This window comes from Halochromatium glycolicum, assembly GCF_016584085.1.
In the GTDB taxonomy this organism is placed as follows: domain Bacteria; phylum Pseudomonadota; class Gammaproteobacteria; order Chromatiales; family Chromatiaceae; genus Lamprobacter; species Lamprobacter glycolicus.
Window position 1 is genome coordinate 62,237 of record NZ_NRSJ01000011.1, and the last position, 19,933, is coordinate 82,169.

Sequence of the window (19,933 nt, forward strand, 5' to 3'; positions counted from 1 at the left end):
CGGACTCCAGGTCATGGCGACGAATACCCGACGCAGGCTGCTGAAGGCGCTCCCGGCGTTGGTCATTGTCCTTGTGCTGCTGGGTGCGGGGTTTCTCGTGTACCTGCTGCGGGGCTTGCTCGCCGGCGCGCCACCTGCGCCGAAGCAGACGGTGCAGCAGATCTCGCTGGTCCAGCCGCCTCCGCCGCCTCCGCCGCCCAAGGTGGAGAAGCCGCCGGAGCCGGAGATGAAGGAAGAGGTGCCGGAGCCGGAGCCGGAGCCGGAAGAGGTGCCGGAAGAGCTTCCGGACCTGGTCAACGACGAGCCTCCAGCCGGCGATCTGCTGGGGCTGGATGCCGAAGGTGGAGCGGGCGGCGACGGTTTCGGCCTGATCGGGCGGAAGGGCGGGCGCGGTCTGCTCAGCGACGGCAGCCGCTTCGGGTCTTATGCCGGGCTCATCAAGGAGGACATCGTCGATGCCTTATCGGCGGCCTCCGGGGTTCGCGATCATGGCTACTCGGTGTTGGTCAAGCTGTGGATCGACCAGTCGGGACGGATCGAGCGATACGAGCTCTTGAGCAGCACGGGCGATCGAAAGACCGACGAGTCGCTGCGTCTCGCCTTCTCCTCCTTACCGCGACTGAGTCAGCCGCCGCCGGAGGACATGCCCCAGCCCGTGAAGCTGCGGGTTACCTCGAGGCTGTAGAAGTAGCGGTTGCGCTGCGCGAATTGATTGGCGACTCAATGACCAACACGAACCCGAATACCAAGACTAATCCGAAGCTCAAGACGAGCGGCGCCAAACAGGCACGTGCCGTTGCGCTGGGACTGAGCCTTCCGCTCGGGGTGGTGCTTGGGGTCGCGGTCGGCCAGGCCATAGCGCCGCCTGACTCAGCCGACGAGGCGCCGCCGCCCGCGGTCGGCGCGGATGCGATCGGTGCAAACTTGCTCGCACCCATTGAAGGCGTTGAAGCGGCAGCCTCGAGCGCGGAGAAGCCGCCAAGCCCGCCCGCGGAGCGAAGGCCCGAGCAGACGGCCGTCGGCGATTCGTCAGCGGCGAGCCACGCCGGGGTGCCGGCAGGGACTGCAGTGACCGTCGAGAGGACGGAGCCGCCGATGCCTGCGGCTGAGGCGGCTGCAACGGTTGAGGGCGCGGGAGCAGGTGTCAAGACAGGTGCGGAGGTGGCGGGGGAGAGCGCGCCAGTCGCGCCCGCGAGCGTGGCGCCGGCCGCGGCGCATGCGGCGGCGGACGGCGCGCGGGAGGAGCTGCTCGAGATCAAGCACACGATCACCAACCTGGTCACGGCGCTGGTCGAGCAGGGTGTGCTGAGTGCGGCAGTGGCTGAATCCATCGTCGAGCAGGCCGAGTCCAAGGCGGCAGTGCGAGCAGCCGCTGAGACGCGAGAGGCGCGAATGGCGTCGGCTCCGGCCTCGGGAGTCGCTCCGGCGCCTGCTCCGGCCGCGGCGGCACCAGCCGTCGCTGAGACTCAAGAGGCGCCGGCGGCTCGGATGGCGCCGATCCCAGTCGCAGACGCGGGGGCGGAGGGCAACGCGGTGCGTGTGATGTACGTACCGGAGTTTATCAAGGAGGACATCCGCAACGACGTGCGCGCCCAGCTGCGCGCCGACGTCACCCAGGACGTGCTGCGGCACGCGAAGGAGGAGCGATGGGGCGTTCCGGACGCCTTGCCCGACTGGATCGACCGCATCAAGCTTTACGGTGACATTCGTGTACGGGGCCAGGGCGACCTCTTTGCCGAGAAGAACCAGCCCTATTCCTATCCTGATTGGAACGCCATCAACGATGCGGGCGGAGTGGTCGAGGCCGGCAGGGATGCCTTTCTCAATACCACCATGGACCGCTGGCGCGCTCGGGTGCGGGCACGCCTCGGCCTGACGGCCAAGGTCACCAATTCCGTGGAGGCCGGTTTTCGCCTCGCGACGGGCAACGAGGGCGACCCGATCTCGACCAATCAGACCATGGGGAGCTACGGGGAAAAGTACAGCCTGAGTCTGGACCTCGCCTACCTGAAGTACACCAGGTTGTCCGACGACGGCTATCCCTGGATGACGCTTTATGGTGGGCGCTTCAAGAATCCCTGGTATTCCACCGATCTCGTGTGGGATTCCGATCTGACCTTCCAGGGGATGGCCGTCACCTTTCGCTACAACCTGCAGGGCTCGGGCAACCTGTTCGCCATGGAAGACCGAACCGACACGGCCTTCCTGACTTTGGGCGCCTTCCCTCTTCAGGAGGTCGAGCTGTCTTCTCATGACAAGTGGCTCTACGGCGCGCAGCTCGGTACCGAGCTGATGTTCGAGAATCAGTCGGCCTTCAAGGCCGGGGTGGCTTACTACAGCTATCAGAACATCGCCGGAAGGCGCAACGAGTACCTTTCGACCGAGTACGATTGGACAGCGCCCGAGTTCGTGCAGAAGGGCAACTCCATGTTCGACATCCGCAACGACCTTGATCCGAGCACAAACCTATACGCCCTGGCCGCGGACTACGAGCTGGTCAACCTGACCGCCGAGTACGATTTCGCGCAGCTGGCCCCGATCCACGTGGTCCTGCTCGGCGACTACGTCCGAAACATCGGCTTTGATGAGAATGCGATCGAGCGCCGCACGGGCGCCCGCATCGAAGCGCGCAGAGATGGCTGGCAGCTAGGGCTGTCCGTGGGCTGGCCCAAGATCGACCGTCGCGGTAACTGGCGACTGTTTGGTGCCTACAAGTCCCTGCAGCGCGATGCCGTGCTCGACGCCTTCACCGATTCCGACTTCCACCTCGGCGGCACCGATGCCAAGGGATTCATTCTCGGTGGCGAATACGGGCTGGACGACAACACCTGGTTGAGTCTGCGTTGGCTTAGCGCAAATGAGATCGACGGACCGCCCTTGGGTGTGGACGTGCTGCAGCTCGATCTGAACGCCAAGTTCTGATACCGGCAAGACGATGGGGAGCGCAATGCATCGAGAACCGAAGAGTCTTAGCGCAATCGGTATTTGTGCCTCACTGTTAGCCGTCCTGCTCGTTGGACTTGCTGGCGACACGGTCGCGCAGAGTGCCCGCGGCGGCGGTGGCGGCAGCCGCGAGCAGCAGGCGATGGCCAAGATGCAATTCCTCATGCGCCAGCTCTCCAAGGAAAAGGCGGAGCTGCAGGCGCGCAACGCCCAGCTCGAGAGGGAGATCGTAGAGCTGGGGTCCGACCTCAAGCGAGTGGAATCGAGTGCCAAGCAGCTGGAGCTCAAGCTCGGGCGCACCAGCGATGCACTCGACCGCTACAAGGAGACCGACACCAAGCTACGAGATCTGTTGCAGAAGAGCCAGGATCGCACGCGCGAGATCATCGATACATACAACGGGCGGCTGCAGGAGGCAGCGGTGATGATCCGCGGTCTGCGCGGCAAGACGGCCGAGCTCGAGGACGTCAGTGCGAAGCGTCAGCGGTTGATCGAGGACTGCGAGGGCAAGAACAAGGAGCTGCTCCAGGTCAACACCGAGCTGCTCGAGCGCTATGAGAAGAAAGGCTTCTGGGATGCCTTCAAGCAGCACGAGCCGCTCACCGGTCTCGGCGCGGTGGCGATCGAGAATGCGATCGCCGATTACCGCTACAAGCTCGAGGATCTGCGCTTCGAGCTGCGACGCTGAGAGGCGTCGCGGTATCAGGCGGTTCCGGCCGCTACCCTTTATCCGACATGGCGTGCAACTACTCCAGAGGAGAACAAGCCATGCGTCCTGCCCTTAAGCGCCTCGCTTCCCTGGCCGCCGGTCTGTTGCTGGCCTTTGGCTCCTTGGCCGCTCCCGCCACAGCCGACACGGGCTTGCCCGACTAAACGAAGGCCGACGGTATCTCCGGTCATCTCTCGAGCGTCGGCTCCGACACGCTGGCGACCCTGATGTCGCTGTGGGCCGATGCCTTCAAGCGCATTTACCCGGGCGTGAGCATCGACATCCAGGCGGCTGGCTCATCGACGGCGCCTCCGGCCCTCATTGCCGGTCCCTCCAACCTCGGACCCATGAGCCGCGTCATGAAGAAGGCGGAGGAGGCGCAGTTCGAGGGCACCTTCGGCTACAAGTCGACGGCGATCCCGGTGGCGATCGACACCCTTGCGGTCTACGTGAGCCGGGACAAGCCGATCAAGGGTCTGAGCATGAAACAGGTCGACGCGATCTTTTCCGCGACGCGCGGCTGCGGGCTGAATCGGGACATCTTCAGTTGGGGTGACCTGAAGCTGCTCTACGCCTGGTCGAAGCGGCGCATCGAGCTGTTCGGGCGCAACACGATCTCCGGCACCTATGGCTACTTCAAGGAGAAGGCGCTGTGTAAGGGCGAGTACAAGACAACGGTGCAGGAGAAGAGGGGCTCGGCCGACGTCGTCTAAGCGGTGGCGGGCAGTTCCGGCGGCATCGGTCGGCGCTATTCGCGCGGCGGCGCCTGACTGCGATGCAGGAATGCATTTGGGGGCGATTGACGCCGCGCTCCCGCTCGCCTACAGGCCGCTCATTATCCCCCAGCCCCTCAATACAGTACCTCCTCCAAGCTCTGGGCGTCGAGAATGCGCTCGGACCAGGCAAGCAGGGTGTCGGGGTCGGTTTGTGTGACCTTGGCGCGGATTGGCTCGCTCGGGGGCCGAATTTGCGCTCGATCTGGAGGAGGAACATGGTGGCGCGGCCGTGCTGCTGGCCGCGCTGCTTGTGACCCGCCGGGTGAAAGTCCCGAACCGGTAAGGTTGGCCATCCACCGGAACCGAGTGTTGCGCGGTGCAGGGGCGACCCTGCCTGCGAAGCGTACACAGGGGGCGGCTAGGCCGTGTGATAGAGCCTCGAAAGAGTGAACGTGGAGCCGACGTTGTCGAAAAGGCGGAAGGCAACAGTGAGCGCATTGACAGTGGCCTGATGCGCGCACTCCACCGGGGTCGGAGAGCAGGGCATGGTCGCAAGGGTCACCCAGGAACCTGGGAGGGTTCAGACGTTCCTCGTCAAACGATGCGGTGCGGGCGCCGCAGTAGAAGCCGCCCAGGTCACCGTCGGCATTGGTCCAGCCGACGGGCGCGAACAGGACCGACGACGAGGTAGCGCCAAGCGAAGGCCAGAGGTGCGGCGCGATGACGGTTGAGCAATCGGAGCCGGCTGATACGACTGATGACGGCGGGGAACGCACCCCAGCGGACCCGTTCGAGGGAAGCGGCCGGTCGGTCTAAACACCTTCTGGAGGGCAAGATGACGCGAACATCGGAGCGCGAGATCATCTCCACGACACAACAGAAGATCGCGAACTTGGCGAGCGAGGCACCCGAGAGGGTGCTGACCACGCTGGCACACCACATCGACCTGATGTGGCTGGAAGAAGCGTACCGGCGCACGCGCAAGGACGGCGCGGTTGGGGTGGATGGCGTCACCGCCGAGGCGTACGAAGCCGATCTGCAGGCGAACCTGAGCGACCTGCTCGAACGGTTCAAGAGCGGACGCTACCGGGCGCCACCGGTCAGACGTGTCCACATCCCCAAGGACGGCACCAAGAAGACCCGTCCCATTGGCATCACCACACTGGAAGACAAAGTGCTCCAGCGCGCGGTGCTGAGGGTGCTGGAGCCGATCTACGAGCAGGACTTTCTGGACTGCTCGTATGGCTTCCGGCCCGGACGCAGTGCCCACCAAGCGCTCGACGCGCTCTGGCAGGGGCTCATGGACATCGGCGGTGGTTGGGTGATCGACCTCGACATCCAAGACTTCTTTGGCAGCATGGAACGACAACATCTCAACGCCTTTCTCGACCAACGGGTGCGTGACGGCGTGATCCGCCGCGTACTGGGCAAGTGGATGCATGCCGGGGTCATGGACGAAGGGGTGATCCGCTATCCCGAGCGGGGCAGCCCGCAGGGGGCGGTGATCAGCCCACTGGCGTCCAATCTCTACCTGCACGAGGTGCTCGATACCTGGTTCGAGTGCGAGGTCAAGCCGCGTCTGCGCGGCCGCGCCTTTCTGGTGCGGTTTGCCGATGATGCGACCTTGGCCTTCGAGCGGGAAGACGACGCTCGGCGGGTACTGGAGGTCCTGCCTAAGCGCCTCGCGCGCTTTGGGTTGACCCTCCACCCCGAGAAGACCCGATTGGTGGACTTTCGCAGCCCACCGAGGGCAGGACAGGAGCCGCGCGCACAACGTGAGCGCAGCTTCGACCTACTCGGCTTCAGCCACTATTGGGGGCGCTCCCGCAAGGGGCACTGGGTCGTGCAACGCAAGACCGCCAAGACCCGCTTCAGCCGCGCCCTGCGGCAGATCGGCGACTGGTGCCGGCGCAACCGTCACCGTCCGGTGGCGGAACAGCAGCAGGTGCTCAGCCGCAAGCTCAGAGGCCACGATGCCTACTACGGAATCACCGGCAACGCGCGAGCGCTCGCCCGATTCCGTCATGAGGTCCGTCGTCTTTGGCGCAAGTGGCTGAACCGTCGCTCTCGGGCGACACGCCTGAACTGGGCGGCGTTCGCTCGCCTTGCCCAGCGCTACCCACTCCCGCCCGCGCGTGTGGTTCACAGCATCTATGCCACGTAGCGATTGTCTCGATCGAGGAGCCGGATGCCCGAATTGGGCTCGTCCGGATCTGTGGGAGCCACGGGTGAGCAATCACCCGTGGCGACCCGGCATGTCGTCAGGGGGTGTTGTTTCCCTCCCTGATCCGCAAACCACCGCCAATAACCGCAGCCACTGGTTCACCGGTGGATTGAGGATCGGGTGGAGCAAAGCGGGCGGTAGTTGAAGGCGGGTTCTCACAGGCGTCACCGCCGAGCGGTGGCCGGGCGCATCGGCGACAATCGCAAGACGCTCGATTCATCAGAAGAGGTGGCCCGCCCCGGTTGCAGCCGTGGGCAGGCCGGAGCCGGTGCAACTGCGTTTTGCCTACTCGCACACCGGCGAGGAGTACGTTAAGCGCCGGGACTGGCAGCAGGCAACACTCGATCGTTGTCCGCTGCATCCGCACGGCGGCTGCGGTTTCGCCCGTCATGGCACCGATGCGCGCGTCTCCCCGCCTGGAACCCTGATCACCCGCTACTATTGCCCTGAGGGGCATCGCACCTTCAGTCTGCTGCCGGACTGCTATGCCGCGCGCCTGAGCGGACAGCTCAGCGAGGTCGAAGCCGTGGTGCGCGCGGTGGAGCAGGCGCCGAGCCAGGCGGCGGCCTGTGCCGGACTGCGCTTAGACATCGAACTGCCGGGCGTGCAGCGTTTCGTCACGCGCCGCGTGCAGGCGGTGCATCAGGCCTTGGTCGTGATCAAAGGGCTGCTGCCGGAGCGCTTTGGCGCCTGCGTGCCGACACTGCTGGCGTTTGCCCTCATGCTCGGCGTCTCAGAGGTCTTGGTGGCGCTGCGCGGGATCGCCGCGCCCTGGCTGCAAGAATTGCCAAGGCCGTTTGGATTCTGCCCCCGGCGTCAGCCGGGGGGCGGGCTTGAAAAGCGCCCGCCAACACCGAGCGGGGGCGGACCCGCCCGGGCTGGTGGCCTAGGGTCACGAGCGCAGGCAACGGGCCTGCGTTTTGTGGACTTTGCCGCTATGAACGACCCTGACACCGAGCGTCAGCGAGAGATCGCCCTGTTTCGCTACGGGGTGATCGCCGAGCTGGCCCAATGGCCGACAGACACCAAGGGCCTGTATGCGGCGATCGCCGCCAAGGCCGCGCGCGAGTACACCATCCCCGGCAGCAGCCGCACCCGCATCGCCGCGGAGACCATTCGCGATTGGCTCAAGGCCTATCGGCGCGGTGGTTTCGAGGCGCTGCTGCCCAAGCCCCGGGCCGACCGCGGCCAGGTGCGTGGGTTACCGCCGAGCGTGGTCGAGGCGCTGTTGGCCACCAAGGAGGGCAACCCGGCGCTCTCGGTGCAGCCGGTCATCCGCGCCGTGCGCGAGCGCCCTGATGTCCCGCCCGATCTGCCGCTGCCGCCCTCGACCGTGCATCGGCTGTTGGCTCGTCATGGATTGATGGAGCGCGCCAACACAGCCGGTGATCCCCAGGATCGACGCCGCTTTGCCTTCGAGCACGCCGGCGAGCTATGGATGAGCGATGTCATGCACGGCCCGAGCGTGGTGGTCGGTGAGCGGGTCAGGCGCAAGACCTACCTGATCGCCTTCATCGATGATGCCACGCGGGTGATCCCGCACGCGGCCTTTGCCCTCTCGGAGAACACCGCCACCTTCCTGCCGGTGCTCGAGCAGGCAATCCTGCGTCGGGGCTTACCGAAGAAGCTCTTTGTCGATAACGGGGCGAACTACCGCTCCAAGCATCTGGCCTTGGTCTGCGCCAAGCTTGGCATCGCGCTGATCCATGCACGGCCCTATCAACCGCAGGGCAAGGGCAAGATCGAGCGCTGGTTCAAGACCGTGCGCGCGCAGCTGCTGACCCGGCTCACCGAGGCCGATCTGGCCAGCCTCACGGCGCTCAACCGGCGTCTGGCCGGCTGGATCGAGGGCGAGTATCACCACAGCCCGCATCGCGGCCTGGAGGGCGCCACACCCTTGGAGCAGTGGGCCCGCACCGGCTCTGGGGTGCGCTTTGTCGAGCCCGATGTCGATTTGGCCGATCTGTTCCTGCTCGAGGCGGTGCGCAAGGTGCAGAAGGATCGCACGGTGAGCCTCAACGGGGTGCTCTATGAGGTCGAGGCCGCACTCATCGGGGAGAATGTGACCTTGCGCTTCGATCCCAGTGCACCGCCCGAGCGCCCGATCCAGGTCTGCTTCCAGGGCGAGCGCCTGGCGATGGCGCGGCCGGTGGACACCGACGCCAATTGCTTCGTGAAACGCGATCGCCCGTCGCGCACCGTGGCGGTCGATGGCCCGGTCGCAGAGCCGGCGCCCTCGGCGCTGCGCTTGCGTGAGTTCGCTGACGGCGATGACGACATTGGGGAGCGACGCTGATGGTCCGCAAGCACTTCGCCCTGACGGCGTTTCCGTTTGATCTGACCCCGCCACCGGATGCGCTGTTCGCCGCCGCCAGCCTCAGCGAGGCCGAGGCGCGGCTCAAACATCTCCTGGAGTTGCGCGGCATCGGTCTGGTCACCGGTGAGGCCGGCTCCGGGAAGACCACCGTGTGCCGTAAGGTGGCCGCGGATCTGCACCCCGGGCTGTATCGGGTGTTCTACATCCCGCTCTCCACCGGGTCGGGTAGCAGGGTGACGTTAGCGTCACCCCGCCCCCTAAGAACCGTGCATGCGACTTTCACCGCACACGGCTCAAGCCTCGATAAGATGCCGTCAAGCATCCGCCGGTCAACGGGGTGGTGGCTAAGACGCGTCACCAGGTGAGCCATGTTGGTCGAACGGCAGGGACTTGCCCTCTCTGACGAGCACGACGAGCCGCAAAATAATCGGCGTCCGCCGGATCGTAGGGATTGGCGTCGCCCCGTACCTTGACATGGCGGCGGATCGGGATGGTCGCCATCCGAAAGAGCGTGACCGACCCGTTGGTGAACACCCAGTCGCGGCCTTCCTTGTGGTCAAAATATCGCTCCTTGATCCACCGACGGCCTTTCTGGGGATGGCGTCGTATGGCCCAGTTCCATGCCATACGCCAGATCGCGTGGTCAATGTCGCAGAACGTGTCCTTGCTCACGACATGGCGGTAGTAATTGCCCCAGCCCCGGAGCACGGGGTTGAGTCGCTGGATCAGGACGCTTTGAGGCAGGGTTCTGCCCGTTTTGAAGATGTCCCGAGCCTTCTCCTTTACCGCTGCGATGCTGGACTTAGCCGGCTTGATGAGCAGCGTACCGTTGTACTTGCGGAAATTGAAGCCGAGGAAGTCGAAGCCCTCGTCGACGTGGACGATGCGCGTCTTCTCCTCCGCCAGCGCCAGTCCGCGTTCCGTCAGAAACCGCATCACCAAAGGCTTGACTTCATCATCGAGCAGCGCCCGAGAGACGCCGGTGATAATGAAGTCGTCGGCATACCGGACCAGATTGACCTTTTGATGGCTCTTGAAGCGCTTGTACAAACGCCTTTCTAAGCCGTCGAGGGCCATGTTGGCCGCTGTCGGGGAAACGATGCCGCCTTGCGGGGTCCCCTCTGCCGTTGGATAGAACACCTTGCGTTCCAGGTAGCCGGCCTTCAGCCAAGCGCGCAATCGTCCTTTGTGGGTGGGGAGACGCTCGACCAGCCAATCGTGATCAAGATGGTCGAAACAGCCCCGGATGTCCCCTTCCAGAATCCATTCCGCACTCTTACCCCGGCACAGTGCGTTGAAGCAACCAGCCATCGCGTCCTGCGTCGAGCGCTCCTTGCGAAAACCGTAGGAGCACCTGTCGGCCAGCGTCTCTGACACCGGGTCCAGCCCAAGCAATTCCAGGGCTTGTTCGGCCCTATCGGCTTGCGTTGGGATGCCGAGGGGGCGGCGTTTTCCGTTCTTCTTGGGGATGTAGATCCGTCTGAGCGGCTTTGGTTTGTAATCCTTCGCGTTCAACTGCAGAGCTTGTCGCCACTTCTGCGCAGGGGTCTCTAGCACGATGCCGTCGACTCCTGCAGTGCGTTTGCCCCGATTGGAGCTGACCCGCTTTACCGCCAAGAGCTTAGCGGCAAACGAGTTGGCGAGCAGGCGTTGCAGACACCGCACACGATGCCACTTGCCTGCCCTGACCGCCTTCACGATACGGGCTTGTAAGCGGTCGACGTGGCGACGCATCTTGGTCCAATCGATCGAGGACCAGCGTGCCGCCGCGCCCCGGGGGCCTTCAATGACGCCCATGGCGTTCATCGTCTAAGTAACCTTCCGGGTTGCACCTTGTCGCACCTTTCTCGTGATTCGAGACCTGTCGGAAGTCAGCCCCCTTTCGGGGTAGGGCAAAGTTCGAACCCCTATCCGCTCGATTACAGCGCGGCCTTCGCTTCCTCCGAACTCCTATACCCACTCGCCCGTCGGTGAGCCCTTGCGGACCACTTGCCGCCCTCCTTGCGGGGACGATTGGGCTTACCACGTTCCGCACGCGTACCATTCCCGAGGGGCTTAGGCCCCGCCTCTCCGCCGGCAGTACAACATCTGCGCAAGGAGAAAACTGGGCTCCTCGACCTGACTGCATACCTGTTGGTCCATGCCTGACAGCCTCTTTGGCATGCTATCCCTTACGACGGCTCAACGGCGGTTCACCTGAGTTGGCCATACCCCTCAACCCAGCTCCCGACCGCCGTGAGGCTGGCAGTCACAACGTCCCCTCGTGGTTCAGTTGCCCGCTTATCAGGCGGAGGCTACAGTGTCCCGGACGCTTCGCACCCCGGGGTTACCCCCAACGCACGGCCCGGTAGGGTACCGGTGGCAGAACACCGGATCTTCAAGTTCCCTGATAAATACACGTGCGACCTCGTGTCGCACCAATGTGATGGATATGTACAAGACCATCACCTGGGAGCTGGGCCTGCCGGTGCAGCGCAACCGCGCGGCGGCGTTTCGTTCGATCCGACTGGAGATCACGCGCCTGACGCTGGAGGCGAAGCAGCGCCCGGTGCTGATCGTCGATGAGGCGCATCACCTGCGCAATGAGGTGCTTGAGGATCTGCGCCTGTTGACGAACTACAACATGGATTCGGAGAACCGGCTGTGTCTGCTCTTGGTTGGGCTCACGGAGCTGCGCCGGCGCTTGGGCATGGCGGTGCATGAGTCACTGGCGCAGCGCATCGTGGTGCGGCATCACTTGAGCGGGCTGACACGCGAGGAGGTGCCGGCGTACCTCAGCCATCGCTTGCGTCTGGCCGGCTGCGAGCTGCCGTTATTTGAGTCCGCTGCGGTGGAGGCGTTGTTTCAGGCCACGCAGGGGATGCCGCGTCAGGTCAATCGCTTGGCGCACTATGCCCTGACCAGTGCGGCCTTCTCCGTTTCTCTCACCGGTGTGATCAATCCGGGACAGTCTCAGCTCATGCTCGCGGAATAGCTTGAGCAGAGAACGGTGAATGAGTGTGGGAGCTAACACGCCTGTATGACCCCCCCGGGGCCCAGCCGCGTCGGTCGCGGGCCATCACTCGGGCAGCTCGTCGCCGGGCTCGGGGGGATTGTCCGGGCTCGCGTCGAGCCAGGCGTCCAAATCGGCGAGATCGCCGCGCGCCCGGCGCTCACCGAAGTAGGTCTCGGTCTTGAGCGCCGCGACCTTCTCCGCGATGGCGGTGACGAAGAACTGGTTCATCGATACATTCTCCTCGTCCGCCACCTTGCGTGCATAGGCGAACAAGGATTCGGGTACCCGCAATGCATAGTTGGCCATCAGCTTGCCTCGTTGTTCAGTTGGTGCAGCAACGCGCCTGGTGTCAGCACCTTCAGCCGAAATTGCGCTGCGGCTGCAAAGTCGGCCGTATTCAAGGTCACCAAATGATTCGCCCGTCCGTTCAAGGCCGTTTCCAACACCATGTCGTCCGCCGGATCACGGGTGCGCGGGCGCCAGAGGTAGAAAAGCTGCACAGGCTCGCAGCGCAGACACAAGGCGTCCAGAAAGGCATCCGTCTTCGCCTCCGTGCGCCCGCCGACGCGCAGGTGCTCCGGCCGCTTCAGCACCGCCTCGTACTCCAGCAACAGCGGCACGGAAGCAAGCAGGGTGAAACGCCCGGCGCGCAACAGCCGCAGCAGCGCGAAGGTTGCACCGCGCCGACTTCGGGATGCTGCGACCAGGACATTGGTGTCGAGGACCACGCGCAACGATCTCATATCGCATAGCATATGATGCGCCGAGTTGCTGTCAAGCTCAGGCGATTGCCGGAAAAGCTCGTACCGAATTGCGCAGGATTTTCGTTTGCCTTCGAGGAGCGTCGCCGGGAGCATAGCCGGGCTATGTGACCGGCGGCGCGACGAAGAAGGCGAGCGAAAAGACCAGCAAGGCGGTATGAGCTTTGACAGAAATCGCCTCAGGCATCCGGGCTTTGATCTGCGCCCCCGGCATGGGGCGCGCGCTTCCCGCGCGAGGGGCGCCGCCGTCGCTCCGACGTAGCACGCCGGCCTCGGGCGTGTCCACGAGGTCTGCGGCCTGACGGCATCTTGGCGCATCCGGTGCAGTGCGCGCGACGCCGCCGCTTGAGCAGGCCTCAAAAGTGGCTCGAATGCCCCAGGTCGTGGCGCCGCCAAGTATGAAACGGCCTGAGGATGGCTCGAATGACTCAAGTGCCCCCAACACGACGCTTAGTGGCTGTCCATTTTCTACTTCCCGATGATCGTCCAACAGTGCCCCTCAAATCGGGAAGACGTTGATGGACAGTTTCTTAGCTGGAAATCCTTCGTGAGTATCCGACTGCGGCGTTATCCACGGGTCAAATCGACGGGTCTCGACTGGCTCGGTGATGTCCCCTCGCATTGGGAGCTGGCACCGGGGTTTGCTGCCTTCCGACTGAGGAAAGACAGAAACACGGGCCTTCGAGAAACGAAGTTGCTTTCCTTGAGTTTTGCTCTCTTGGTCCCGCCGCGCGACGAGCAAGTGGCGATCGCCCAATCGGTAGAGCAGCAGATTTCTCCGATCGCGATCGCAAGAGCAAGCGCCATGCGCGAGATCGACCTACTGCGCGAATACCGCACCCGCCTCGTCACTGACGTGGTCACCGGCAAGCTGGACGTGCGCGTCGTCTCGCTGCCATCGCTGCCGGACGAGCCCGACGCGCCGCCGGACCCGGACGGCGCGGAGCCCGTTGATGACCCGGAGCTGATGGATGCCGCCGAGGCGATGGCAGAGCGGGCAGCCGGTGACGCGCTCAACTAGCCGCCCGCGCCCGCCTCTGCGCGGCGCAGCGCATAGCTTGGGACCGTGTCGGGGTTTAGCATTGCACCCATGAATCTGGAGCTGAATCCGCAGGTGCTGGCCTGGGCCAGGCAACGCGCCGGGCTCAGTGCAGGGCTGTTGGCCGACAAGCTCAAGGTCGCAACGGATCGCGTCGAGACCTGGGAGCGCACCGGGCAACTTCGCTACCGGCAGGCGGAGCTGCTCGTGCCGGCGAAGCTGCTGCGGTCCGTGTGGCCACAGGCACAGGGCAGTGCGGAGCCCTATCAGTTCCTCGCCCGGCACTTCAAGGTGAGCCCCATCGTGGCGGCGCGGCGGGCGCAGGATCTTGCGCTCATCTCCCGTAACGAGTACCTCCAGTTCCACCGCGCCTACGAGGCCGATGAACGCCGCAACAAATCAAGCAAATCCGACGGTGGCGATTTCTGGAATACCCAGAACGTGCGGCTTGGAGCACGCTTTGGCGCTGCGGTGGTGCGCGCCACCAAGGAAGGCCGGCTGCTCTACCGGGATGCCTACCGGCTGACTGGGCTGCGGGGCACTACATTCGAGAAATTCGCAAAGTCGGTGGGCGTTGACCTGCGATGACAGTCGGCGCCACCAAAGCTTTCGTGCTCGATGCCAATGTCTTCATCGAGGCGCACCGACGCTACTACGGCTTCGACTTGTGCCCCGGGTTCTGGGCTTGCCTGGACCATCATCATGCCGGAGCACGCCTGCTCAGCATCGATCGAGTGCGGGGCGAGCTCCAGGGCGGTGATGCCCTTGCCCAATGGGTCAAGCACACCGCACCGGACAGTCTTTTTCAGCAAGCATCGGTGAGCGTCCTGAGGGCGTGCATGGGCAGGGGGGCACCGCGAGCGCGCCGACAGATGGTCTAGGGTGTATGGACGCACCCTAAGGGTGGCATCGACAGCCGTTCGGTGCCCACAGCGCGCCTTAACCAATGGTCCACGCGGGAAACGACGGCCGATCGGCGTTTCCTCAAGACACGGGCATCCGTATACCTGAATATGTCGAAGAATCGCGAAGAAAAGCGCCGCCGCAAAAGGCAACAGGCGCGCCGTCAGGCGCAGGCCTCGACGAGGAAACAACCGACGCCGCGCGAAATGGCTCCTCTACCGAGCGCGCAGACGCTGTGGCGAAGCTTACACCTGGACTTCAGCGCCCAAGAGCAGTTGCACGCGACAACGATGGCTGTTCAGCCGTCTCTGGTGCAGCGTGACGCCGGCAAGATCCGACGCATCGAGCAGGCCGCGGACTTAAGCGCCGTACTGGATCTCGCACCGATCGCAGGCGGCTTGGCTGAGTATGCCTGGCTCAAGCGGGTGACGGTCCGGGGTGCAAGCGCTGCTCCCGAAATCGTCGCTCGGCTGCACAGCGACTGGATGCGCTCGCAGCGGCAGGCGCGCACCGGCATTCACCGGCATTCAGGAGCGTTTCATCAGCGCGCTGCGGTGGTGCGGCGACGCCGGCGCCGACGCACTCATCGATGGCTGGGACGCGTTCGACGACTACGGACGCAGCTTGGCCTGCGTTGCGCTGGGCCTGCTCGATGCGCGCTCGGCTGCTGACCGACTATGGACCTTCTTCGAGCGTACGCACTCCGACTCGACCACACACTGGGTCGGCCCGCTTTGGGGCTTGATCGACTTCGCGGACGCGCGCGCTGCGGACGCTTTGTTGGACCTCTTGCTTGGCCAGCGGGTGTTCTACGAGCGCTACGGATTCTTGTCCCGTAGCGGTGACCGCCGAGCGGTTCTCCCGTTGTTGGCGGTGACGCTCGATGGTCCGCAGTCTCTTCGTGCGGATGCGTCCTGGGCACTGACCGGGATCGCACATCGCCTGGGCCGGGAAGGTCTTCGCGAGGCCCTGAATGAGGCCGACGATCCTGCGATGACACCGCCCGAGGTCATCGACACACTGGTCGATCGCATCTTTCGGTTTTCTGGGCAGGACGTAGAGAGACACTTCGAGGCCTTTTACAGCCGCACCCTGAGCAGCCCTGCCAGCCGCGGCGCCTTCGAGCGGCCGCATTGACACCTGAGCGTTGCCCCGGGCTCGTGAGAATCCTTCGGCTGCCGGCTCTCCGGCATTGCTGCGCCGCGCGCATCTTCCAGCCCGCAGCGATTCGGGCCAACAACGTAGAAAGCGGATCCGCCTATGGCAAAAAGAACAGCGTCGAAGAAGACATCCACCATTGGTCGAGGCCCGATCGCCAGGAAGGTGATCACGGCGGCGAGGGAGTGCCGCGGCTCTCGAGGCGCGATCTGACGATGATCCTGCTCAACGCGCGTTCGCAAAGAGATGTGCAACCGATCGCCATCTCCAGAGCGACGCATACGGAGTGGCTGATCAGCCGGCGCTGTCGGCGCCCTCACGGACCCAGGCACGCGCCTGATCCGGCCCCGGCACGCCGCCGGAGTGCACGACGACGCCATCGACCACGACGCCGGGCGTGGACATCACCCCATAGCCCATGATCGCGGCGATATCGGTGACCTTCTCGAGCTCGATCTCGACACCGGCCTCGGCCGCCGCCTGGCTGATGATCTTGGCGGTGATCTCGCAATTGCGGCAGCCGGTGCCCAGGACCTTGATCTGTTTCATGACGGAGCCACCAGTTTGAAGTTTGAAGTTCGAAGGGTGAAGTTTGAAGGGTCGGTGAAGGGTGAAGGGCGTTTCAAACTTCACCCTTCGCCCTTCAAACTTCTGTTCAGGTCATCAGATTGAAGGTCCAACCGACCAGCACGAAGGACACCCCAAGCACGGTGGCGAACAGCGCCAGCGCGGGCCAGCGGATGACCTTGCGCAGGATCAGCATCTCCGGGACCGACAGCGCGGCGATGCTCATCATCAGCGCCAGCACGGTGCCGACCGCCACACCCTTGCCGAGCATCGCCTCGGCAACCGGGATCACGCCGGTCGCGTTGGAGTACAGCGGGATGCCGACCAGCACCGCGCCCGGCACCGCGAGCCATTGGCCATCGCCGAGGTTGTCGACCACCCATTGCGTCGGCACGAAGCCATGGAAGAGGGCGCCGACGCCGATGCCGATCAACACCCACTTCCAGATCCGGCGCAGGATCTCACGGACCTCGGCCACGGCGAAGCGATGCCGGCCTCGCAGGCTGGTATCCGGGCGCTGAGCGGCAACCGCGCCCATCTGGATCCGCCAGACGTAGTCCTCGACCCAGCGCTCGGGCTTGAAGCGCTGCATGACGATGCCGCCGAGCCAGGCGACGCTCAGCCCGGCGGCGAGATAGAGCAACGCCAGCTTCCAGCCGAGGATGCCGATCAGCAGCACCGCCGCGACCTCGTTGATCATCGGTGAGGCGATCAGGAACGAGAAGGTCACGCCGAGCGGGATGCCGGCCTCAACGAAGCCGATGAACAGCGGCACCGAAGAGCAGGAGCAGAACGGCGTCACCGCCCCTAGGCCCACGGCCATGCCGCGCGCCTGCCAATCCGGCCGGCCGCGCACGAATTCGCGCACGCGCTCGGGCGAGACCAGCGCGCGCAGCAGCCCCATGAGATAGATGATGATGACCAAGAGCGCGAAGATCTTGGTCACATCCATGACGAAGAACTGCAGCGCCGAGCCTGCGGCGGAATTCGGGCTCAGGCCGAGTAGCGAGTAGGCGACGAGGTCGCCGAGCCAGGCAAAGGGATCAGACAAGGGGGCTCCACGGTCAGTTGCGGCGGCGTACCGGGTGGCAGGGCTTCCGCGATCTTTGAACCCAAGGCAAACAGATATTCGATTTCTTATATTCGATCTTGTGCATGTGCAAGCCGGGTCGATCGGCCCCGAGGGTGATCAGCCCGAGGGGGCAGGACCCTGCTCGGTCAGCGGCTAGGCGGCGAGCGCTCGGCCACTGTGGACTTATCGTCCCGACTGATGTGGTCCGGACACCAAGAAGCCGCCAGATACTGGGAATAGGCGGCTCCTCCGTTAGGATTGGTCCCGGCGGAACGATAAGTGAGGACCGAGCCGCTGCGCCGCGAGGCTCAGCCGGCGTCGTCGCTCAGGATGCCATAGTGGTGCGCGCCCTCGAGCACCCCGCCGGTGTAGTAGCCGTTCAGCCCCTTGAAGCCGCCCTGAGCGAAATAGGCGCGCAGGCCCGGATTCTGCGTCTGCGCCTCCTTGACCTTGGCGACCAGCTGCTCGTCGGCATTGCGCACCAGCACCCCGGAGAAGCCGGCGGTGAGCGGGAAGATGTCGTTGCCGCTGTCGCCGCAGAAGACGACCTCCTGCTTGGGCACGCCGAGCTCTTCGGCGAGGAATTCGAGCGCGGTCTGCTTGGTCGCGGCCTTGGGCAGGAAGTCGAGCAGCCCGTCACCGCTTTGGGAGTCGAAGCTGTAGATCGCCACCTCGTCGAACTGGTCTTGCGTGCGCGCGGTCACTTGCTCCATGACCGCGTCCTGGTTGGCATGGTCGACGTAGTAGCTCTGCTTGAACGGGCTCAGATGCTCGGCCTCCTGCTCGCGCAGGCCGTCGATGTCGGCGACGGCCTCGCGCACCGCGTTGGCATCCCAGCGCGGGCAGACCTGCTTGACATGCTCGATCCAGGCCTGATCCATCGCCCATTGGCCGTCCTCGAAGCGCCGGATCGAGGTGCCGACATCGCCGATCAGCACATTCGGATGGCGGATGCCGAACTCGCGGATCGCCGCCTCGGCCAGGCGCAGGTTGCGGCCGGTCACATAGACCACGAAGATCCCCTGGCGCTCGGTCAGCGCGTTGAACAGCTCGATTGCATTCGGATCGGCGGGCCAGCTCCCGTTCGGCAGCAGGGTCCGGTCGAGATCGGTCGCAAGTACTCGCATTGCGGGGTCTCCGTTGTCGTTGCATGGCGCGTCGTAGCGCTGTTGCGGGCCATTTCGACAGATCGGTCGGGGGCAGTCAAATCACCGCAGGAGGTCATCGATGCTCGAGCACAGATGGGTGCAGTGCCCTTATTGCGGCGAGACGATCACGGCCGAGGTCGACGTCTCGGCCGGTAGCCACCGCTACATCGAGGATTGTCCGGTCTGTTGTCGGCCGATCGAGTTCCAAGCCGAGATCGGGATGCAGGGTGATCTGGTGCAGTTGGTCGCCTGTCGCGATGATGACTGAGGCAAGGCCGATGCTGCAGTCATGATGACAATGGCGAGCCTTGCTCAAAAGTTACCATGATATAAAAATGGTTTTAGGCGGTTGGAAGGTTCAGTCGTCGGTGCCACGTCAAAAAACATAAGCAAATCGTTAAACTCTAATATAGAGGAGCTGATGATGAACAATCTCATTCCTGGCTTTCCGACCGATGGTGCCGTGACCGTCAACCGCGTGATCCTGAAGCCCGAGTACAGCGTCGACGATCTGCAGGAGCGGGTCGCGATGCTGTGCGAGAACGTCAAGACCTATCACTCCGACAGTGGCTTCGTCGGTGGCTTCGTGGCGATGAATAGCGGCCAGATCTCGAACGAGGGCTCGACCATCGGCCAGGCCGTCGAGAGCGGGCTCAAGGATCGCGAGGCGCTGATCGTGACCTTCTGGAACAGCTTCGAGGAACATGAGGCCTCGCATCGCAGCGAGACCTTTCAGCCCTTGTTCCAGCAGGTGCTGGAGTTGTGCGAGAACGGCAACGAGGAGATCGCCTACGAGATGCTCTGGTCCGGCAAGGGCTATACTCCGGAGCAAGCACGTGAGGCTCGCGAGATGAAGGAACGTTACGCGGCAGCGGCCTGACGCCGAAACCTCTCGGACCGACGGTAATGGGGTCGGCGCACCGTTCGCCGATCCCTTCGCGTCGGTCATGACGTCGCTCAGCAACCTCTTGATCGGCCCGGGTTATAGTCACTCGCCCTGGTTTCCGGACAGGCTGAGCCCATCGGTGCTGACTGTTCCGGCGCTTTCTGTCTGGCGATCAGGCGGAATGGCTACACTACCCCTCGGAGGAACGGCGGATGGACATGAAGACCTTCAAGATCCTTGAGTTTGCCGCGATCTTCGGTGCGCTCGGCTATTTCTGGTGGAATCAGCGTCAAGACCGTCTTCGGCGTGAGGACGACGAGCAGCGCAAGCAATCCGAGGGCTCGATCCCTGATGACGAGGTCCAGAAGGCCGAAGCCCACGAGACCAAGGGTTGAGCGGCCCATCTTCCGTCGATCGCATGAGGCCGAGTACCTGGATCATTCACGATCCGACACGATCGGCTAGCTGTCCGTGATGGCTCGAAAGCCCGATCGG

General features: G+C 64.2%; 21 protein-coding genes. 15 read left to right on the forward strand and 6 right to left on the reverse strand.

What is annotated here, in order from left to right; genetic code table 11:
• Nucleotides 1-13: 13 nt before the first annotated feature.
• The 7 genes from CKO40_RS08165 to CKO40_RS24250 all read left to right on the forward strand — a co-directional run bounded on the left by CKO40_RS08165 (nucleotide 14) and on the right by CKO40_RS24250 (nucleotide 9,274).
• Nucleotides 14-685, forward strand: a complete 672-nt coding sequence (locus CKO40_RS08165; RefSeq protein ID WP_200345715.1) for a TonB family protein — start codon at nucleotides 14-16, stop codon at nucleotides 683-685.
• A gap of 38 nt (nucleotides 686-723) precedes the next feature.
• Nucleotides 724-2,922, forward strand: coding sequence for a putative porin (locus tag CKO40_RS08170; RefSeq protein ID WP_200345716.1), 2,199 nt, complete (start codon nucleotides 724-726; stop codon nucleotides 2,920-2,922).
• A 25-nt stretch (nucleotides 2,923-2,947) separates the two neighbouring features.
• Entirely contained in the window at nucleotides 2,948-3,631 is a 684-nt protein-coding gene (locus CKO40_RS08175; RefSeq protein WP_200345717.1) for a hypothetical protein, read from the forward strand.
• A 200-nt stretch (nucleotides 3,632-3,831) separates the two neighbouring features.
• Nucleotides 3,832-4,365: a substrate-binding domain-containing protein gene (locus CKO40_RS08180; RefSeq protein ID WP_338074151.1), complete on the forward strand. Its 534-nt coding sequence runs from the start codon at nucleotides 3,832-3,834 to the stop codon at nucleotides 4,363-4,365.
• A gap of 838 nt (nucleotides 4,366-5,203) precedes the next feature.
• Nucleotides 5,204-6,532 carry a group II intron reverse transcriptase/maturase gene (gene ltrA, locus CKO40_RS08185; RefSeq protein ID WP_200345718.1) on the forward strand — a complete coding sequence of 443 codons (1,329 nt, stop codon included), beginning with the start codon at nucleotides 5,204-5,206 and terminating at the stop codon, nucleotides 6,530-6,532.
• Nucleotides 6,533-6,860: 328 nt separating this feature from the next.
• Nucleotides 6,861-8,888 (forward strand): DDE-type integrase/transposase/recombinase, encoded by a 2,028-nt coding sequence (locus CKO40_RS08195; protein WP_338074147.1) that lies wholly within the window; start codon nucleotides 6,861-6,863, stop codon nucleotides 8,886-8,888.
• Nucleotides 8,888-9,274, forward strand: coding sequence for an AAA family ATPase (locus tag CKO40_RS24250; protein WP_242476904.1), 387 nt, complete (start codon nucleotides 8,888-8,890; stop codon nucleotides 9,272-9,274). Before CKO40_RS08195 ends, CKO40_RS24250 begins: the two co-directional genes overlap by 1 nt.
• On the opposite strand, the gene ltrA (CKO40_RS08205) is transcribed toward CKO40_RS24250, so the two are convergent.
• Nucleotides 9,264-10,715, reverse strand: a complete 1,452-nt coding sequence (gene ltrA, locus CKO40_RS08205) for a group II intron reverse transcriptase/maturase (RefSeq protein WP_200345720.1) — start codon at nucleotides 10,713-10,715, stop codon at nucleotides 9,264-9,266. The two genes, CKO40_RS24250 and ltrA (CKO40_RS08205), sit on opposite strands and share 11 nt — an antisense overlap.
• A gap of 619 nt (nucleotides 10,716-11,334) precedes the next feature.
• Between ltrA (CKO40_RS08205) and CKO40_RS08210 the strand changes: the two genes are divergently transcribed.
• Complete coding sequence (locus tag CKO40_RS08210) at nucleotides 11,335-11,883, forward strand: ExeA family protein (RefSeq protein WP_242476905.1); 549 nt, start codon at nucleotides 11,335-11,337, stop codon at nucleotides 11,881-11,883.
• A gap of 84 nt (nucleotides 11,884-11,967) precedes the next feature.
• Here the strand turns inward: CKO40_RS08210 and CKO40_RS08215 are convergent, their stop codons facing one another.
• Together CKO40_RS08215 and CKO40_RS08220 are read right to left on the reverse strand one after the other, a co-directional pair.
• On the reverse strand, nucleotides 11,968-12,210 hold the full coding sequence (locus CKO40_RS08215; protein WP_200345721.1) for a hypothetical protein: 243 nt from the start codon (nucleotides 12,208-12,210) through the stop codon (nucleotides 11,968-11,970).
• Nucleotides 12,210-12,647 carry a putative toxin-antitoxin system toxin component, PIN family gene (locus CKO40_RS08220; RefSeq protein WP_242476906.1) on the reverse strand — a complete coding sequence of 146 codons (438 nt, stop codon included), beginning with the start codon at nucleotides 12,645-12,647 and terminating at the stop codon, nucleotides 12,210-12,212. The genes CKO40_RS08215 and CKO40_RS08220 overlap by 1 nt, the downstream gene beginning before the upstream one ends.
• Nucleotides 12,648-13,143: 496 nt before the next feature.
• On the opposite strand from CKO40_RS08220, the gene CKO40_RS08225 reads away from it, so the two are divergent.
• The 4 genes from CKO40_RS08225 to CKO40_RS08240 all read left to right on the forward strand — a co-directional run bounded on the left by CKO40_RS08225 (nucleotide 13,144) and on the right by CKO40_RS08240 (nucleotide 15,744).
• A complete protein-coding gene (locus CKO40_RS08225) occupies nucleotides 13,144-13,686 on the forward strand; it encodes a restriction endonuclease subunit S (protein WP_200345723.1) in 543 nt (180 codons plus the stop codon).
• A gap of 69 nt (nucleotides 13,687-13,755) precedes the next feature.
• On the forward strand, nucleotides 13,756-14,292 hold the full coding sequence (locus CKO40_RS08230) for an ImmA/IrrE family metallo-endopeptidase (protein ID WP_200345724.1): 537 nt from the start codon (nucleotides 13,756-13,758) through the stop codon (nucleotides 14,290-14,292).
• Nucleotides 14,289-14,585: a DUF4411 family protein gene (locus tag CKO40_RS08235; RefSeq protein ID WP_200345725.1), complete on the forward strand. Its 297-nt coding sequence runs from the start codon at nucleotides 14,289-14,291 to the stop codon at nucleotides 14,583-14,585. Before CKO40_RS08230 ends, CKO40_RS08235 begins: the two co-directional genes overlap by 4 nt.
• A 460-nt stretch (nucleotides 14,586-15,045) precedes the next feature.
• The gene (locus tag CKO40_RS08240; RefSeq protein ID WP_200345726.1) at nucleotides 15,046-15,744 is read left to right on the forward strand and encodes a hypothetical protein; all 699 of its coding nucleotides are present in this window, start codon (nucleotides 15,046-15,048) and stop codon (nucleotides 15,742-15,744) included.
• A 315-nt stretch (nucleotides 15,745-16,059) separates the two neighbouring features.
• On the opposite strand, the gene CKO40_RS08245 is transcribed toward CKO40_RS08240, so the two are convergent.
• The 3 genes from CKO40_RS08245 to CKO40_RS08255 all read right to left on the reverse strand — a co-directional run bounded on the left by CKO40_RS08245 (nucleotide 16,060) and on the right by CKO40_RS08255 (nucleotide 18,531).
• A complete protein-coding gene (locus CKO40_RS08245; protein ID WP_200345727.1) occupies nucleotides 16,060-16,314 on the reverse strand; it encodes a thioredoxin family protein in 255 nt (84 codons plus the stop codon).
• A 106-nt stretch (nucleotides 16,315-16,420) separates the two neighbouring features.
• Nucleotides 16,421-17,383, reverse strand: coding sequence for a permease (locus CKO40_RS08250; RefSeq protein WP_200345728.1), 963 nt, complete (start codon nucleotides 17,381-17,383; stop codon nucleotides 16,421-16,423).
• A gap of 329 nt (nucleotides 17,384-17,712) precedes the next feature.
• Nucleotides 17,713-18,531, reverse strand: coding sequence for an HAD-IIB family hydrolase (locus tag CKO40_RS08255; RefSeq protein ID WP_200345729.1), 819 nt, complete (start codon nucleotides 18,529-18,531; stop codon nucleotides 17,713-17,715).
• Nucleotides 18,532-18,631: 100 nt separating this feature from the next.
• On the opposite strand from CKO40_RS08255, the gene CKO40_RS08260 reads away from it, so the two are divergent.
• From CKO40_RS08260 to CKO40_RS08270, 3 genes are all read left to right on the forward strand, one after another.
• A complete protein-coding gene (locus CKO40_RS08260; RefSeq protein WP_200345730.1) occupies nucleotides 18,632-18,820 on the forward strand; it encodes a CPXCG motif-containing cysteine-rich protein in 189 nt (62 codons plus the stop codon).
• Between the two features lie 156 nt (nucleotides 18,821-18,976).
• Entirely contained in the window at nucleotides 18,977-19,432 is a 456-nt protein-coding gene (locus CKO40_RS08265; RefSeq protein ID WP_200345731.1) for a ligand-binding protein SH3, read from the forward strand.
• A 218-nt stretch (nucleotides 19,433-19,650) separates the two neighbouring features.
• A complete protein-coding gene (locus tag CKO40_RS08270; RefSeq protein ID WP_200345732.1) occupies nucleotides 19,651-19,833 on the forward strand; it encodes a hypothetical protein in 183 nt (60 codons plus the stop codon).
• Nucleotides 19,834-19,933: the final 100 nt, after the last annotated feature.

Bases quoted from the DNA above. Each gene is read 5' to 3' on its own strand.
- CKO40_RS08265 (WP_200345731.1), top strand. From the start codon at position 18,977: ATGAACAATCTCATTCCTGGCTTTCCGACCGATGGTGCCGTGACCGTC.
- CKO40_RS08245 (WP_200345727.1), bottom strand. From the start codon at position 16,314: ATGAAACAGATCAAGGTCCTGGGCACCGGCTGCCGCAATTGCGAGATC.
- CKO40_RS08170 (WP_200345716.1), top strand. From the start codon at position 724: ATGACCAACACGAACCCGAATACCAAGACTAATCCGAAGCTCAAGACG.
- CKO40_RS08230 (WP_200345724.1), top strand. From the start codon at position 13,756: ATGAATCTGGAGCTGAATCCGCAGGTGCTGGCCTGGGCCAGGCAACGC.
- ltrA (WP_200345718.1), top strand. From the start codon at position 5,204: ATGACGCGAACATCGGAGCGCGAGATCATCTCCACGACACAACAGAAG.
- CKO40_RS08220 (WP_242476906.1), bottom strand. From the start codon at position 12,647: ATGAGATCGTTGCGCGTGGTCCTCGACACCAATGTCCTGGTCGCAGCA.
- CKO40_RS08210 (WP_242476905.1), top strand. From the start codon at position 11,335: ATGGATATGTACAAGACCATCACCTGGGAGCTGGGCCTGCCGGTGCAG.
- CKO40_RS08270 (WP_200345732.1), top strand. From the start codon at position 19,651: ATGGACATGAAGACCTTCAAGATCCTTGAGTTTGCCGCGATCTTCGGT.
- CKO40_RS08165 (WP_200345715.1), top strand. From the start codon at position 14: ATGGCGACGAATACCCGACGCAGGCTGCTGAAGGCGCTCCCGGCGTTG.
- CKO40_RS08215 (WP_200345721.1), bottom strand. From the start codon at position 12,210: ATGGCCAACTATGCATTGCGGGTACCCGAATCCTTGTTCGCCTATGCA.
- CKO40_RS08175 (WP_200345717.1), top strand. From the start codon at position 2,948: ATGCATCGAGAACCGAAGAGTCTTAGCGCAATCGGTATTTGTGCCTCA.
- CKO40_RS24250 (WP_242476904.1), top strand. From the start codon at position 8,888: ATGGTCCGCAAGCACTTCGCCCTGACGGCGTTTCCGTTTGATCTGACC.
- CKO40_RS08255 (WP_200345729.1), bottom strand. From the start codon at position 18,531: ATGCGAGTACTTGCGACCGATCTCGACCGGACCCTGCTGCCGAACGGG.
- CKO40_RS08260 (WP_200345730.1), top strand. From the start codon at position 18,632: ATGCTCGAGCACAGATGGGTGCAGTGCCCTTATTGCGGCGAGACGATC.
- ltrA (WP_200345720.1), bottom strand. From the start codon at position 10,715: ATGAACGCCATGGGCGTCATTGAAGGCCCCCGGGGCGCGGCGGCACGC.
- CKO40_RS08225 (WP_200345723.1), top strand. From the start codon at position 13,144: ATGATCGTCCAACAGTGCCCCTCAAATCGGGAAGACGTTGATGGACAG.
- CKO40_RS08235 (WP_200345725.1), top strand. From the start codon at position 14,289: ATGACAGTCGGCGCCACCAAAGCTTTCGTGCTCGATGCCAATGTCTTC.